Origin of the sequence: Luteibacter flocculans, assembly GCF_023612255.1 — a bacterium.
Taxonomy (GTDB): Bacteria; Pseudomonadota; Gammaproteobacteria; order Xanthomonadales; family Rhodanobacteraceae; genus Luteibacter; species Luteibacter flocculans.
The window spans coordinates 3,188,379-3,203,299 of record NZ_CP063231.1 but is presented as its reverse complement, the minus strand read 5'-3'; the positions used below and the strand labels follow the sequence as shown (position 1 = coordinate 3,203,299).

16 protein-coding genes are annotated in these 14,921 nt (G+C 67.3%); 8 read left to right on the top strand and 8 right to left on the bottom strand.

The window, feature by feature from the left end; all coding sequences use genetic code 11:
* Positions 1 to 13 precede the first annotated feature (13 nt).
* Complete coding sequence (gene yoaA / locus IM816_RS13895) at positions 14 to 1,942, top strand: DNA repair helicase YoaA (protein WP_250338528.1); 1,929 nt, start codon at positions 14 to 16, stop codon at positions 1,940 to 1,942.
* Positions 1,943 to 1,963: 21 nt separating this feature from the next.
* Here the strand turns inward: yoaA and IM816_RS13890 are convergent, their stop codons facing one another.
* Positions 1,964 to 2,362: a cupin domain-containing protein gene (locus tag IM816_RS13890; RefSeq protein WP_250338527.1), complete on the bottom strand. Its 399-nt coding sequence runs from the start codon at positions 2,360 to 2,362 to the stop codon at positions 1,964 to 1,966.
* A 235-nt stretch (positions 2,363 to 2,597) separates the two neighbouring features.
* Here IM816_RS13890 and creD point away from each other — a divergent pair, with 235 nt between their 5' ends.
* Positions 2,598 to 3,968: a cell envelope integrity protein CreD gene (gene creD, locus IM816_RS13885; RefSeq protein ID WP_250338526.1), complete on the top strand. Its 1,371-nt coding sequence runs from the start codon at positions 2,598 to 2,600 to the stop codon at positions 3,966 to 3,968.
* Positions 3,965 to 4,663 carry a tRNA (adenosine(37)-N6)-threonylcarbamoyltransferase complex dimerization subunit type 1 TsaB gene (gene tsaB / locus IM816_RS13880; protein WP_250338525.1) on the top strand — a complete coding sequence of 233 codons (699 nt, stop codon included), beginning with the start codon at positions 3,965 to 3,967 and terminating at the stop codon, positions 4,661 to 4,663. Before creD ends, tsaB begins: the two co-directional genes overlap by 4 nt.
* A 9-nt stretch (positions 4,664 to 4,672) precedes the next feature.
* On the opposite strand, the gene IM816_RS13875 is transcribed toward tsaB, so the two are convergent.
* From IM816_RS13875 to IM816_RS13850, 6 genes are read right to left on the bottom strand one after another with little or no spacing between them, the layout of a single operon-like run.
* Complete coding sequence (locus tag IM816_RS13875; RefSeq protein ID WP_250338524.1) at positions 4,673 to 5,884, bottom strand: DegT/DnrJ/EryC1/StrS family aminotransferase; 1,212 nt, start codon at positions 5,882 to 5,884, stop codon at positions 4,673 to 4,675.
* Complete coding sequence (locus IM816_RS13870; protein WP_250338523.1) at positions 5,862 to 6,266, bottom strand: DMT family transporter; 405 nt, start codon at positions 6,264 to 6,266, stop codon at positions 5,862 to 5,864. Before IM816_RS13870 ends, IM816_RS13875 begins: the two co-directional genes overlap by 23 nt.
* Entirely contained in the window at positions 6,263 to 6,622 is a 360-nt protein-coding gene (locus IM816_RS13865) for an EamA family transporter (protein ID WP_250338522.1), read from the bottom strand. Before IM816_RS13865 ends, IM816_RS13870 begins: the two co-directional genes overlap by 4 nt.
* 2 nt (positions 6,623 to 6,624) lie before the next feature.
* Positions 6,625 to 7,461: an alpha/beta hydrolase gene (locus IM816_RS13860; RefSeq protein ID WP_255369363.1), complete on the bottom strand. Its 837-nt coding sequence runs from the start codon at positions 7,459 to 7,461 to the stop codon at positions 6,625 to 6,627.
* A gap of 41 nt (positions 7,462 to 7,502) precedes the next feature.
* The gene (locus IM816_RS13855; protein WP_250338521.1) at positions 7,503 to 8,936 is read right to left on the bottom strand and encodes a sensor histidine kinase; all 1,434 of its coding nucleotides are present in this window, start codon (positions 8,934 to 8,936) and stop codon (positions 7,503 to 7,505) included.
* Entirely contained in the window at positions 8,929 to 9,603 is a 675-nt protein-coding gene (locus tag IM816_RS13850) for a response regulator (RefSeq protein ID WP_072321796.1), read from the bottom strand. The genes IM816_RS13855 and IM816_RS13850 overlap by 8 nt, the downstream gene beginning before the upstream one ends.
* A 160-nt stretch (positions 9,604 to 9,763) precedes the next feature.
* Here IM816_RS13850 and IM816_RS13845 point away from each other — a divergent pair, with 160 nt between their 5' ends.
* Genes IM816_RS13845 through IM816_RS13825 form a run of 5 tightly spaced genes read left to right on the top strand, consistent with a single transcriptional unit; the run spans position 9,764 to position 14,207 of the window.
* Positions 9,764 to 10,384, top strand: a complete 621-nt coding sequence (locus IM816_RS13845; protein WP_250338520.1) for a PepSY-associated TM helix domain-containing protein — start codon at positions 9,764 to 9,766, stop codon at positions 10,382 to 10,384.
* Between the two features lie 11 nt (positions 10,385 to 10,395).
* Complete coding sequence (locus IM816_RS13840) at positions 10,396 to 10,905, top strand: DUF2271 domain-containing protein (RefSeq protein ID WP_250338519.1); 510 nt, start codon at positions 10,396 to 10,398, stop codon at positions 10,903 to 10,905.
* Between the two features lie 14 nt (positions 10,906 to 10,919).
* Complete coding sequence (locus IM816_RS13835) at positions 10,920 to 11,729, top strand: DUF4198 domain-containing protein (RefSeq protein ID WP_250338518.1); 810 nt, start codon at positions 10,920 to 10,922, stop codon at positions 11,727 to 11,729.
* A gap of 2 nt (positions 11,730 to 11,731) precedes the next feature.
* Positions 11,732 to 12,763 (top strand): FAD:protein FMN transferase, encoded by a 1,032-nt coding sequence (locus IM816_RS13830; RefSeq protein WP_425602583.1) that lies wholly within the window; start codon positions 11,732 to 11,734, stop codon positions 12,761 to 12,763.
* A gap of 19 nt (positions 12,764 to 12,782) precedes the next feature.
* Positions 12,783 to 14,207: a sulfite reductase subunit alpha gene (locus tag IM816_RS13825; protein WP_250338517.1), complete on the top strand. Its 1,425-nt coding sequence runs from the start codon at positions 12,783 to 12,785 to the stop codon at positions 14,205 to 14,207.
* 18 nt (positions 14,208 to 14,225) lie between these two features.
* On the opposite strand, the gene IM816_RS13820 is transcribed toward IM816_RS13825, so the two are convergent.
* Positions 14,226 to 14,891, bottom strand: a complete 666-nt coding sequence (locus IM816_RS13820; protein WP_250338516.1) for an HAD-IA family hydrolase — start codon at positions 14,889 to 14,891, stop codon at positions 14,226 to 14,228.
* Positions 14,892 to 14,921 lie beyond the last annotated feature (30 nt).

Sequence of the window (14,921 nt, the reverse complement as noted above, 5' to 3'; positions counted from 1 at the left end):
CGATACTTGGCGGATGACTGAACTCGAAGTGGCCGCGATCCTCGGCGCGGAGGGCCCATTCGCCCGCGAAGTGCCCGGTTTCGCGCCTCGCGAAGCCCAGCAGCGCATGGCCTCCGCGGTGGCCGACGCCATCGCCGAGCGCGACGTGCTGATCGCGGAGGCCGGTACCGGAACCGGAAAGACCTTCGCCTATCTCGTTCCCGCCTTGATGTCGGGGCGCAAGGTCATCGTTTCCACCGGCACCAAGGCGCTGCAGGACCAGCTGTTCTTCCGCGATCTCCCGCGCGTGCACGCCGTGCTCGGCAGCCGGGCGCGTCTCAGCCTGCTCAAGGGGCGCTCCAATTACCTGTGCCTTTATCGCCTGGACCAGGCCGTGCGCGAAGGTAACGCGGACAGGCAGCTGGTGTCGCAGCTCTCCGCCATCCGTGCCTGGTCGGCGCGCACGCGGCGTGGCGATCGCATGGAAATGGCGGACATTCCCGAAGATTCCCCCGTATGGCCGCGGGTGACCTCCACGCCGGAGAACTGCCTGGGTTCCGAGTGCCCGTTCTTCGAGGACTGCCATGTCGTGAAGGCGCGCCGCGAGGCCATGGAAGCGGATCTCGTGGTCGTGAATCACCACCTGCTCATGGCGGATCTCGCGCTCAAGCAGGAGGGCTTCGGGGAAATCCTGCCCGGTGCCGACGCCTTCATCCTCGACGAGGCCCATCAGATTCCCGAGCTGGCCGGACAGTTCTTCTCGCAGAGCGTCAGCTCGCGCCAACTCGTGGACCTGGGCCATGACGCGCTGGCCGAAGGGCAGGGCGTCACCGGCGCCACCAGCCAGCTGTTGGAACCGGTCGAGGTCATTCAGGATCTGGTGAAACGGTTGCGCCTGGCGATCGATCCCTTGCCGCCACGCGGCCCGTTCGGCGCGCTGGATCGCGATACGTCGGCGCGCGAGCTGCTGACCGAACTGCGCGACGTCATGGCCGCCACCGCCGATCTTCTGGCCTCTCTGGGAGAGCGCTCGCGAGGACTGGCCAACGTTTACGAACGCGCACAGATGCTGAGCCTGCGCCTGGACCGCATTGCCGAGGAACACTCGGCGAGCGACGTTCGCTGGTACGAGACCTGGCCCAAGGGCTTCGCGCTGCACGCCACGCCGCTGGATCTCGCGTCGCCACTGCGAGCGATGCGGATGTCCACCGATGCCGCGTGGATCCATACCTCCGCCACGCTCTCGATAGCGGGCGATTTCGGGCACTTCGCTCGGCAACTGGGGCTGGAAGATCCGCACACGCTGCATGTGGAAAGCCCGTTCGATTACCAGCATCAGGCGCTGGCGTATCTGCCGCAGGGCCTGCCCGATCCTGCGGCTCGCGACTACACCGACAAGGTGATCGACGCCATCCGCCCGGTACTCGATGCGTCCGACGGCCGGGCCTTCCTGCTGTTCACGTCGCATCGTGCGTTGCGCCGGGCCGCCGAGCAGTTGGAAGGCCGCGTGCCGTGGCCGCTGTTCGTGCAAGGCTCGGCGCCGCGCCATCGCCTGCTAGAGGCATTCCGTGCCAGTGGCCGCGGTGTGCTGCTGGGCGCGGCCAGTTTCTGGGAGGGCGTGGACGTGGCCGGCGAGGCGTTGAGCGTGGTGGTGATCGACAAGCTGCCCTTCGCCATGCCGGACGATCCCGTGTTGCAGGCGCGGCTGGAGGCCCTGGAAGAAGCCGGGATCAATCCGTTCATGGGCTGGCAGGTGCCCACGGCGGTGATTGCGCTCAAGCAGGGCGCCGGGCGCCTTATCCGCGACGTGCACGATCGCGGCGTGCTGGTGCTGTGCGATCCGCGCCTCAGCACCAAGGGGTATGGCCGCCTGTTCCTCGCCAGCCTGCCGCCGATGCCGCGCACGCGGGATCTGGCCGAGGTCGTCGCCTTCTTCAGGGACGCTGCCGCTCCCTCGTCCTAGCGTCGCGGCAGGGTTGGTGGATCAGCTTCGCGTGGCGTGGCGTTCCGCGTAGAACACCAGCACCGTCGCCCCCTGCGGGCCGGCCACGGTGCTGCCCTCCGCTGCCATGCTCGGTAAAAGACAGTCGCCGGTACGCATGACCTTCGCCGTGCCGGACGTCCGCACGTGCAGTTCCCCCTCGAGCACGTAGCCTGTGCCCGGTATGGCGTCGCGACGCCAGGGCAACGATGCACCCGGTTGCAGCGACAGGCGCAGCATGCGCATGTCGCCGTGCCTGTCGGTAGCGCGGTCGCTGTTCGGACCATCACCTGGGCCCGTGTCGGCTTCCCAGTCGCCATGGCGCGAGGGAGAGGTCGTGGCGGCGATGGCGGCACCGACCATCAGGGCCAGGGGCATCGCTAGCTGGACGGGTAGCATCATGCTGTCCTCGTGAGGGTTGCGGCGAATGCTCCATGGAATGCCGCCGCACGTCATGAGAACACTCTCACTCTTGAGCCCGATTTAGATGCCACGTCGGGATGTAACGCCACGTGTCCTCGGCCTAGCCCGCGGGCCGGCTTCCGCCAGGGCTTGCCCGGAGCGCGCCAGAATCCGACCCGCCCTCGCACTTTTTTGCGGTTGACCATCTCGGCATCACCGTAGCGAGAGGAACGCCATGACACGCACGACGCAGGACCGCGGAAATCCCATGTTCCGCTGGACACAATCGATCACGGCGAAGGTGCTCGGCGTCGCCTTGCTGGCCTTGATCATGCTCATTCCCTTGTCGCAGGCGGATGGCCTCGTGCGCGAGCGGCAGGCCATGCGCGATGCCGCCTCGGTTCGCGTGGCGGAAGGGTGGGGTGGCCCGCAGACGATCGGCGGCTTCGTGCTCGCCGTGCCCACGCGTCAGGACATGCGCGGCAGCGACGGCAAGGTCGTCAGCGTGCGTGATGGCACGGAGATCGTGCTGGCCGATGAGTTGACTACGGTGGCGGACCTGGTCGTCGAGCGTCGCCATGCCGGCATGTACGAAGTGCCGGTGTACACGGGCGAGGTGACGTTGCGCGGACGACTTCTCCCGAGCGACGTGCGTCGTTTCGCGGCGGATTCGACAGCCAGTTGGAGTCCCGGCAAGGCGGAGCTTCGCCTGTTGATTGCCGATACCCGAGGCCTGCAGGGCATCACCTCCGTGACCATCGACGGGCACGATGCGCGGCTCTCATCGTCAGCCGCCCGCATGGGGCCGTACACGGTGCTCGCTACGCCCATACAGATCGATCCGGAGCGCGAGACGCCCGTGGACTTCGCCATGACCCTGCGCATCGCGGGCACCGAATCGTTCTCCGTGCTGCCCATGGCACGCACTAACACCATGCGCCTCCGCGCGCCATGGCCCGATCCGAGCTTCACGGGGGCGCTGCTCCCCGGTACGCATCGTGTCGATGCGCGGGGCTTTGACGCGTCCTGGCAGGTGCTCGACCTCAATCGTCCCTATGGACAGCACTGGGATGCGAACGACGGCGACGTCGCCTCGCGGCTGGAGCCGTCCGCGGTCGGCGTGAAGCTCTACCAGGCAGGCGGCGTCTACCAGCAGAACGATCGCGCCGGCAAATACGGGCTGCTGTTCATCGCGCTGACCTTCGTGGCGTTCTTCCTGTTCGAAGTCCTGAAGGGCCTGCGCCTGCATCCGGTCCAGTACCTGCTCGTCGGTGCCGCCATGGCGAGTTTCTACGTGCTTCTGCTCGCGCTGTCCGAACAGATCGGCTTCGGCCCCGCCTATGCAGTCGCGGCGGCGACGGTGGTGCTGATCGTGGGTGGCTACGCGATGGCAGCGCTGCGTGCGCGCCGGGCCGGACTGGTCCTCGGCGGCGTCATCGCCCTGGTTTACGCCATACTGTATGGCCTCATCGGCGCGGAGCAGTACGCGTTGCTGATCGGCTCGGCGGTCCTGGTCGGGGTGATCGCATTGCTGATGTACCTGACCCGCCGGATCGACTGGTACGCGCATACGGCGCCGCCCCTTGCCCCGTTGGACACGCCATGAATTTTCTCGCCATCGAAACCTCCACCGAAGCCTGTTCGGTCGCCCTCGTCCACGGCGACGAGGTGATCGAACGCAGCGAGGTCGCGCCGCGCCGGCATGCAGAGCTGGTGCTGCCGATGGCCGATGCCTTGCTCGCCGAGGCGGGGCTGAGCCGCACGGCGCTCGACGGCATTGCGGTCGGCCGCGGTCCTGGTGCCTTCACCGGCGTGCGCCTTGGGGTGTCGCTCGCGCAGGGCATGGCCATGGCGCTGGACGTGCCCGTGGTCACGGTGTCGTCGTTGCAGGCGCTGGCGTTGGAAGCGCCCGAGGACGACGCGGCGGTGCTTTCGGTGATCGACGCGCGGATGGGCGAGATCTACGTCGCCGCATGGCGCCGGGAGGACGACGGGAGCGTGGCGTTGCTCGACCGCGAACGCGTGGATACGGCGGCTGCACTGGTGCTGCCCGACGTGTCGGCGTGGCATGTGGTCGGCACGGGTTGGACCACGTACGAGGATGCGCTTCGCCAACGCATCGCGGCACCGATCCGTTCCGCCGAAGGCGCGCGTTACCCGCAGGCAAGACACGTGGCGGAACTGGCCGTGCGCCGGTTTCGCGACGGTGACGCGGTCGCCCCCGAACTGGCCTTGCCGGTATACCTGCGCGACAAGGTTGCGCTCACGCTGGTGGAGCAGGGCAAGGCCCAGGGTCTTTAGCGGACCACCTCAGCGCGACACCACCACCGCCTCGATCACGGCGCAGATGTGCGCAAAGGACGCGTCGTCGAGCCACGGGCTGTTGGTGATGGTGAGCGTGCGCGCCGCAAAGTCGCGCGCATTCGGCACATCGTCGCCACCGGGCAGCTCGCCGAGGTAGTCGTAGTCGGGCAGGGCATGGAGAAACATGCGACCGACGCCCAGCCGCGAACTCCACAGGCGTCGCAGCACGGCGTCGCGCGTCGCCTCGTCAGGCAGGCGAAGCATCAGGTAGGGCCAGGTGCCGCCGTCGTCCTTGAAGACATGCACGCCGGGGATCGACGCCAGCGCCGGCACACGCGCTGCCGCCTGCGTGGTCGTCGCGGCGATGAACGACGGCAGCCGTCCAAACGCACGGGCACCGACCGCACGCCGCCAGCGACCGACCGGATGCATGGGGAAGTCCGCGTCGAAGCGTTCGCCCATCGCACTCAGCAGGTCGCCGCGCCGCAAGGCCCGACGCATCGGCCTGCCATATGCCGTGCCGAGACCGAGCGGGCGATAGAGCGCGGCGTAACCCGCGAGTTCCAGCGTTCGCCGCAATTCCCATACGGGCTGCCAGCGCACCATGCGTCGCGACACGCGGCGGAAGCGTTCGTACCACGCGTCGTCGCGCGCCACCAGCAAGCCGCCTTCGAAGATGGAGAGCCCCTTGCCGGCGGCGAGGCTGAAGAAGCCGATATCGCCATGCGTGCCTGCAAACCGCCCGTCGATGCGCGCGCCCAGCGCTTGCGCGGCGTCTTCCACGGTGGACGCGCCGACGGCGTGCGCCACGTCATTCGCGATGGCGACGTCTGCCGTACGTCCGCCCAGATGGGTCGGCACGACGGCCAGGGTGCGTTCGCTGCACGCTTCGGCCAGGCGTTGCGGGTCCATGTCGAAATGGCCGGGCTTCACGTCCACCAGGCGCGGCACGAGGCCGGCGCGGCGAATCGCCAGGGGCACCAGTGGGCAGGTAAACGCGGGGATCACCACCTCGCGGCGCGAACGCGCGTGCTCGTGCAGTGTGGCGAGCGCGATGGTGAGCGCCGAGGTGCCGGAGCATTCCAACTGCACCTGCTCGACGCCCAGCCATGCTGCCGCCAGGGCGGTGAGTGGCGCGGGCGCGCCACCCGTCAGGTCGGATAGACCCAGCGGCAAGCCTGCAGTCGGCGGTGCTTCACGCTCGGGCCGGAACGGCATCGGTATGCGCATCCTCGCCGCTCTCGGCAAACGCAAGGCAGACGATACCCGCGACGATCGCCACCGCACCCAGGATCTGAGTCGGCGTGACCGGTTCGGCAAACATCCACCACGACAACAGCATCACGCTGACCACTTCCAGATGCGACGCGGCAAATGCCGGGCCGATCGGCGCGTGCTTGAGCAGGCTCATCCAGGTGACGAAGGCGCCGAGATAGCCGACCACCGCGCCGTAGATCCACGGATACGAGAACACCCTGGCAAGCCACGCCACGTTCATTTCGACCGGCAGCGCATGCGTGCCCGCCAGCTTGAAGCAGATGAGGTTCAGCGTATCGAAGCCGAGCAGCAGGGCGAACCCGATGAGATAGAAGCGCTTCACGTGCCGGCTCCCACGATGGCGACGCCAGCGGCCACCAGCAGGATGCCGGTGACGCGCAAGGGACTCAGCCGTTCGCGGAACAGCACGCGGCCCGCCAGCATGATCGCGACGATGTTGATCGAGCCGAGCAGCACGCCTTCCGACAGCGGTACCAGCGAAAGAAAAGCGATCCAGACCACGAATTCCGCGACGTAGCAGGCGATGCCGGTCCACAGCCAGGGGCGGGCGAGCATGTAGCGCCAGCGCGCGAGCCCATCGCCCGCTCGCTTGTCGCCGGCGGCCGCCTTGAACGCCAACTGCCCGCCGGTATCGAGCACCACGTTCGCTATCCACAGCGCGAGCACGAGGCCGTGCATGGTTACGCTGCCATGCGCGAGGGGCGCGAATCGCGTGCGATGCGGCCGAAGAAATCGGCCGTGCGTTCGATGAGCGTGCGCCTTTCGCGATCGATGGTGATCATGTGATAGCTGTCGGCAAGCAACAGCATTTCGATCGGACCGCGTACGCGCCGGGCCACGAGATCGGCATTGGCGACGCTGGCGACGTCGTCGTCGGCGGCATGCGCGACGAAGCAGGGTGCCACCACGTCCGGCAGGCGCCGACGCACGTCGCGCGACAGTTTCACCATTTCGGCCAGGGCGTGCCACGGATTGCCCGGCAGGCCGGCCGCTTCGCTGTCGCCGGAGAACATGGCGGCGCTGACCTGCGCGCGCAGACGCTCGTCGCGGATACCGTACGGCGGCTGCTCGATGAAGCTGCGACCGCGGCCGATCCCCAGGCGCTTGAAGATGGGCAGCAGGAACGAGAGCTTGCCGGTCCAGCCGATCGACCAGCCGTCGTAGCGGAAGGTGGCGCCGAAGACACCCACGCCCGCGATCCACTCGGGTCGGACCGCGGCAAGGCGCAGCGCCAGCAGGGCGCCCATGGACAGACCGGCGACGAAGACGCGATCGACGCGTCCGCGCAACTGGTCGGCGGCCGCCTCGACGCTGGCGTACCAGTCTTCCCAGCTGGTGGCGAGCAGGTCTTCCTCGGTGCCGCAGTGGCCAGCCAACTGGACGCCTACGACGGTGAAACCGGCGCGGTTGAGGCCCTTGCCCACCATCCGCATCTCGGTCGGTGTGCCGGTAAGGCCATGGATCAGCAGGACGCCATCGCGTCCGCCTTCGAAGTGGAATTCCGCCGTTGTGGCCACAAGGACGCCTCGCGTCATTGACTCATGAGGGGGCCATCGTCTCAGTGCGCGGTTTCACCCGGCTTTCCAGTGAGCGGCGCAGGAAAATGCAGTTCCACCCTCAGCCCGGACTCGGCGCCACGTCGGAACACCACCCTTGCCGCATGACGCTCCGCGATGCTCTCCACGATGGCGAGGCCAAGACCGGTGCCTTCCTGGTCGCTGCCGGGCACCCGGAAGAAGCGCTCGCCCAACTGATCGAGGAAGGCCTCGTCCACGCCAGGGCCATCGTCCTCCACGGCCAGGATCACCTCGTCCTCCGTACCGGCGAGGGAGACGGTGACCGCGTGGCCACGGCCGGCGTAATGGAAGGCGTTGTCGACGAGGTTGTCGATCACCTCCTGGATCTGGAGCGCGTCGCCGCGTACCAGGCAGGGGCCCTCGCCGCCTTCGTAACCCAGATCCACGCCAAGGCTCAGGGCCTGGTGCACACGCATGCCCACCGCTTCGGGGACCAGTGTGGACAGGTCGATCAGGTCCATGCCGTCGTGGTCGGGGAGGTCCGGCGACTGCGTGCGCGTGAGTGCGAGCAACTGTGCCGAGGTGCGTGCGGCGCGTGCAGCGAGCCGATGCACGTGCGCCAGGGCGTCCGCGCGTTCGGCGTCGTCGGTCGTGCCTTCCAGGCGTTCTACGTGCAATTGGATGCCCGCCAGCGGCGTGCGTAGCTGGTGCGCCGCGTCCGCAATGAAGCGTTCCTGCAGGCCGAGCATGTTGCGCATGCGCGCGAACAGGTCGTCGATGGTCCGCGTCAACGGCAGGATTTCCACCGGCACGTCTTCCTCGCCGATCGGCCCCAGGTCGTGGCCGCGGCGACTGAGTCGTGCGGTGAGCGGCTCCAGCACACCCAGCCCGTGACTCACTCCGAGCCAGACGAGGCAGAGCACCGCCACGATGAGCAGCGCCTGCATCGGCAGGGTGAGGAAGAGGATCTCGCGTGCCCGCGTGTGCCGGTCGCGCAGGTTTTCCGCGACGGTGATGGTGAGCACGTCGCCAGCATCGTGTCGGTTCGGCACGCGCATGATGGCAGCGCGCAGCGGACGCCGTCCCAATGCCGTGTCGTAGAGCTTCGGCGGCGCATCGGTGTGGATCGTGACACCCGGCCCGGTAAGTTCGGCATTGCCGATCATCCGACCGTGACGGTCGCTGACCACGGAGTAGTAGTTGCGTCCGTCGGGATCGTATTCGAGGAGGAAGCGCGCCTGCGCCGTCAGCTCGCCGCTCAGGGCGTCGCTGTCGATCATCTCCGACAGCGTGAGTGCCGAGTCGGAAAGATCCGCGTCATGCACGCGGTTGGAATAGGCGAGGGCGACGAAGTACCCGATCACCGCGTCCAGTACGAGCACGCCGAGCACCGGCACCAGCAGGAAGGTGAGCAGGCGGCGGCGCAGACTGAGCCGTGCGGCGCGACGCGCGGCAGCGGCGCGGCGTTCAGGCATCCGCAGTTTCTTCGAGCAGGTAGCCCAGTCCGCGGATCGTGCGCACGCTGGTGCCCGAGCCCTGGAGTTTCTTGCGCAGACGGTGCAGGGCGATGTCGAGGCCGTTGTCGGTCAGGTCCTCGTCCCAGTTGCACAGGGCTTCGACCAGTTGCGCACGGCTGGTGACCTTGTCCGCACGTGCGGCAAGCGCCTCAATCAGCCCGAATTCGCGCGCAGTCAGATCCAGCGGTGTGTCGCCGATCCACGCGCGGTGCCCGGGAATGTCGAGACGCAGCCGGCCGATGCGGAACTCCGGGGCACCATGGCTCGTGCGTCGGCGCAGCAGCGCGCGCACGCGCGCGTCGAACTCGGCCAGAGCAAAAGGCTTCACCAGATAGTCGTCCGCGCCGAGGTCCAGCACGCGAACCCGTTCCTTCAAGCCTTCGCGTGCGGTGACGACGAGCACCGGCAGGTTCGCGCCGCGCTTGCGCGCGCGGGCGAGCACGTCGCTGCCATCGAGCAGCGGAAGGCCCAGGTCGAGCACAAGCAGATCGTAATCGTGGTCGCGTAGCGCGTGGTCGGCGCTGGCACCGTCCGTCACGTGGTCCACAGCATGGCCGCCCTGCTGGAGGGAGGCACGTACGGCCGCGCCGATGGCGGCGTCGTCTTCGGCAAGGAGTATGCGCATGAGGGCCAAGGATACGCTCCAGCGGGGGCTCAGCGCATGCTGTCGCGACAGGCTTTCGGGGCGCTTTCCGAGGTCGGCGCCTTCATGCAATTGCGAACGATTCGCATTGTGGTTTACTATCGACGCCCTTCCTACGTGTTTTCCAGGGGCGTTCCAGCACATGCGCGACTCCGTCGATCGGCAACGCCGCGCGTTCTGGCTCAAACACCTGCATCGTTGGCACTGGATCAGTTCCGCCGTGTCGCTGGCCGTGCTGCTGTTGTTCGCTGTGACCGGTTTCACCCTCAACCACGCGGCGCAGATCGAAGCCACGCCGAAAGTGGAGCGGCATGTGACGACGCTGCCGGACGCGTTGCGCGAGAGTCTCGGCGCCGGCCGTGCTTCCGCGCCCGTTCCCGCCACGGTGGCCGATTACGTGGCGAGCCACACCGGCGCGCACATCGAGGGGCGCCCGGGCGAGTGGAGCGACGACGAGGTCTATCTGTCGCTGCCGCGTCCCGGTGGCGATGGCTGGGTGAGCATCGATCGCGAGACCGGCGAGGTGCAGTACGAGACGACCGATCGCGGTTGGCTCGCTTACCTCAACGATCTGCACAAGGGGCGCAACACGGGACCCGTCTGGCGTTGGTTTATCGACGTGTTCGCGCTGGCCTGCCTGGTGTTCGCCGTGACCGGACTGATCCTGCTCAAGATGCACGCCGCGCAGCGCGGCATGACCTGGCCGATGGTGGCACTGGGCTTCGTGCTGCCGGTGATCCTCGCTCTCATCTTCATCCACTGATGGAATCGCTCATGCGTCGAAACCTCCCGTTCGTCCTCTGCCTCGTGCCCGCGCTGGCGCGCGCCGCCGACATGAACCTCTCGGTGGAGATCCCGGCGTTGAAGGTCGCCGAGTACCACCGCCCGTACGTGGCCGTGTGGGTCGAACGCGAGGATCACAGTGTGGCCGCCAACCTGGCGGTCTGGTACGACACCAAGAAAGCAGATGGCGAGGGCACCAAGTGGTTGAAGGACATGCGCCAGTGGTGGCGGCGCACCGGCCGCGACCAGAACATGCCCATCGATGGCGTCTCCGGCGCCACGCGTCCTGCCGGTCAGCATCAGCTGCGTTTCGCTGACGGCAAGCCGCCGCTCGGAACGCTGCCTCCTGCGCACTACGAACTGGTCGTCGAGGCCGCGCGCGAAGTCGGCGGTCGCGAGGCGCAACGCATTCCCTTCGACTGGCCCGCCACGCGCCCGGTGCATCTGTCCGCCAAGGGCAGTGAAGAACTCGGCCAGATCGACCTCGACCTCAACCCTTGAACGGAACCTTGCCCATGAAGCACGTACTCGCTCGCGCCGTTCTCTGCGCCGCGCTCGTCCTGCCTGTCGCCGCGCAGGCGCACAAGATGTGGATGGTGCCGTCGGCCACGGTGATTTCCGGCGACGATGCCTGGGTGACCGTCGACGCCGCGGTCTCCAACGATCTCTACTATCCGGACCACTTTCCGGCGCCGCTGGATGCATTGGTCATTACCGCTCCGGACGGTTCCATCGTGAAGCCGGAAAACGCCGCCACGGGCAAGTACCGCAGCACCTTCGACCTGCCCGTGCCGCAGAAGGGCACGTACCGTCTCGCGATCGTCAATCAGGGTCTCTTCGCCAACTACGAGATCGATGGCCAGAAGAAGCGCTGGCGCGGCAAGCCCGAGGATATGAAGAGCGCCATTCCGGCCGGGGCGAAGCAAGTCCAGGTCAGCGAGATGGCCAATCGCGTGGAAACGTTCGTGACGCAGGGCTCGCCCGGTGGCAGCGCATTGAAGCCGACGAACAAAGGTCTCGAGCTGGTGCCGGTGACCTCGCCGAACGACCTCATGGCCGGCGAGAAGGCCACCTTCCAGCTCCTGCTCGACGGCAAGCCGGCGGCGAACCTCAAGGTGGTGGCGATCGAAGGCGCCACGCGCTATCGCAATGCGCAAGGCGAAATGGACACCACCACCGACAAGGATGGCAAGTTCTCCTTCACCTGGCCGAACGCAGGCATGTATTGGGTGAATGCATCGACTGAGGACACGAAGACCTCGGTGAAGGAAGCCAAGCAACGCCGGCTCGCCTATACGGCGACGCTGGAAGTGCTGCCTCAGTAACCATGCATCGCATCGGCCACCGCGCATTCGCCATGGGGCTGGCATGGGGCGCGTTCGCTGCCAGCGCCAGCGAGGTGCGCCGCTTCGGCGGCGAGACCATGGGCACGACGTGGTCCGCAAACGTCGTGCTGCCCAAGGGCGCGAACGGCGATGTGATCCAGCAAGGTATCCAGGCCGAGTTGGACACGGTCGTAGCGCAGATGAGCACCTACGACGACGCGTCGGATCTGAGTCGTTTCAATCGCGCGCCTCCGGGTACCTGGCATACCCTGCCGCCCGAGTTCTTCGCCGTGCTGCGTCATGCATTGGCATTGGCACGCGATACCGGTGGAGCGTATGACCCTACCATTGGGCCGCTGGTGAATCTGTGGGGTTTCGGACCGGGCGAGCGACGACGCGAGACCCCCTGCGCTGCAGCATTGGCCGCCGCGCGAGCGCGCGTGGGCTGGCAGCGCATTCGCCTCGACGAGGCAACCCAGAGCGCGTTCCAACCCGGTGGCGTGTACGTGGATCTTTCCTCGGTCGCCAAGGGATTCGGTGTGGATCAGGTTGCCGCCTTTCTCGATCGTGCAGGCGCATCGGCCTACCTCGTCGAGGTGGGCGGCGAACTGCGTGCGCACGGGCGCAAAACGGATGGCTCGCCGTGGCGGGTGGGCGTCGAACGGCCGGGTGCGGCAGCGGGCGCCGTGCAGCGGCAGGACGAACTGGAACGCGTCGTCGTGCTGGACGAGAAGACCATTGCCACCTCGGGCGATTACCGTCATTTTTTCGAGGACGGCGGGCGCTTTTTCTCGCATCACATCGATCCGCGCACAGGAACTCCGGTGGCGCATCGGGTCGCGTCGGTCAGCATCGTGGCTGACGACGGCCTGCACGCCGATCCCCTGGGTACGGCCATGACGGTGCTCGGCCCCGAACAGGGTCTGGCCTATGCGAAGCGCCACGGCATCGCCGTGCTGTTCATCCTGCATGGCGACGACGGTCGCCTGGAGGAACGCATGTCGCCGGCTTTCGCCGCGTTGGCTAAGCCATGAATTTGCGGGGGCCGATGGCATGAACGCGCGTATCGGACAGGCCGCCATCGGTGCGCTGCTCGTCGTACTGGCCCTGCTTTGCTGGCACCTGCAGGACAGCGCCGCCGTCCAGGTGACCTCACCGCCGCGCATGGCGTGGGCGGGCGGCCTCGCCCTCGCATGGATGGCCTTCGTTATCGCTCGCGTACGGCGATCGACGGACGCCGCGACGCAGGAGGTCGGTGGCATCCTCGTGGTGCACGCGTCGCAGACCGGCTTTTCCACGGAGCTTGCCGAACGCACGGCCGCCGCGTTGAAGAACGGTGGCTTGCCTGTCGATCTCCGCTCGCTCGATGAACTCACTTTGTCGCACCTGACCCAAGCATCGCAGGCGCTGTTCATCGCCAGCACCACGGGAGAAGGCGACGCGCCCGATGTCGCCACGCTGTTCCACGGCGAGGCCATGCGCACACCGGCACGGCTTCGCGGACTGGCTTACGGCGTGCTGGCCTTGGGCGACCGCGACTACGACGACTTCTGCGCCTTCGGTCGCGAGTTGGACGACTGGTTGCGTGCCAGCGGCGCATCGCCGCTCTTCGATCGGGTCGATGTGGACAACGGCGACGAAGGGAGCCTGCGCCACTGGCAGCATCACGTGGCACATCTCGCCGGCACGCCTGGCATGGCCGACTGGGTACGCCCGGCCTATCAAACGTGGCGCCTCGTCGAACGCCGGCTCCTGAATCCCGGCAGCCTTGGCGGCCCGTGCTTTCATCTCGCGCTGATACCGGACGATCCGGCGCACATGGTCTGGGCCGCGGGCGACATTGCGGAGGTGGGGCCGCGCGCCGAAGGCACGATCCTGCCGCATCGCGAATACTCCATTGCCTCCATTCCCGAAGACGGTGCACTGCATCTGGTGGTGAGGCAGATGCGCGGCAAGGACGGCGCGCTCGGCCTCGGTTCCGGGTGGCTTACTGAGCGCGCGGCGTTGGGTGGCACGATCGACTTGCGTGTTCGCCGCAATCCCGGGTTTCATGCGCCGTCGGACGACCGACCGTTGCTGCTCATCGGCAACGGTACCGGCATTGCCGGCCTTCGCGCCTTGGTGAAGACGCGTATCGCCCGGGCGCACCGACGCAACTGGGTGATCTTCGGCGAGCGCCAGGCGGCGATCGACCGCCTGCACGTGGATGAACTCGAAGCCTGGTCCGAGGCCGGACACATCGAGCGTCTCGACCTCGTCTGGTCACGTGACGCCGTCGCCGTGCGCTACGTGCAGCATCGTCTGCGCTTGGCAGACGACGCGCTCAGGCAGTTCGTGCGCGACGGCGCGAGCATCCATGTCTGCGGAAGTCTCGACGGCATGGCGCCGGGGGTGGACGCGGCGTTGCGCGCGGTGCTCGGCGACGCCACGGTGAACCACCTTGCGGTGACGGGGCGCTACCGCCGCGACGTCTACTGATAGGACCGGAGGCGCTCGTCAGCGAACGCGGAGGCGCACTTTGCCGTCGTACATGCCGTCGAACATCAGTGCGTTGAGATCGGCGATCCAATCCACGCCAGGAGCGATTTCTTCCGGGTGATCGCCCGCAATGGCGATGACCCGTGCGCCAGCCGCCAGTCCGGCGTCGATCCCGGCCTTGGCGTCCTCGAACACGAGACACTCCGCGGGCACCGCGCCCATGCGCTGCGCGCCGAGAAGATAACCCTCCGGGTCGGGCTTTCCGTTGACCACGATCTCGCCGGTGACCATGCGCGGCGGCGGCACGATGCCCGCGGCACCGAGACGCGCCTTCGCCAGCACCGTATCCGCCGACGTCACGATGGTCCATGCGTCGGGCGGCAGGGCCGCGAGCAGTTCGGGGGCACCGGGAATCGGGACGATACCGTCCACGTCTTCGACTTCTTCGCGATAGAGGCGGTCGTACACCGCCTGCACGTCCATGCCCGGCTTCGCGAACATCTTCACCGAGTCGAGCATGCGAACGCCGTGCAGGCGCGGAAGCACCTCGTGCCAGTCGATGCCGTTCTCGTCGCACCAGCGTTTCCAGATTTTCTCGACGACGACGCGCGAATCGATCAAGGTGCCGTCCATGTCGAAGAGCAGGGCACGAGCCTCGATGACCGTGCCGGATTCGAGTTGCATGACGCCTCCAGTAGCGTGAAAGGGATGCCG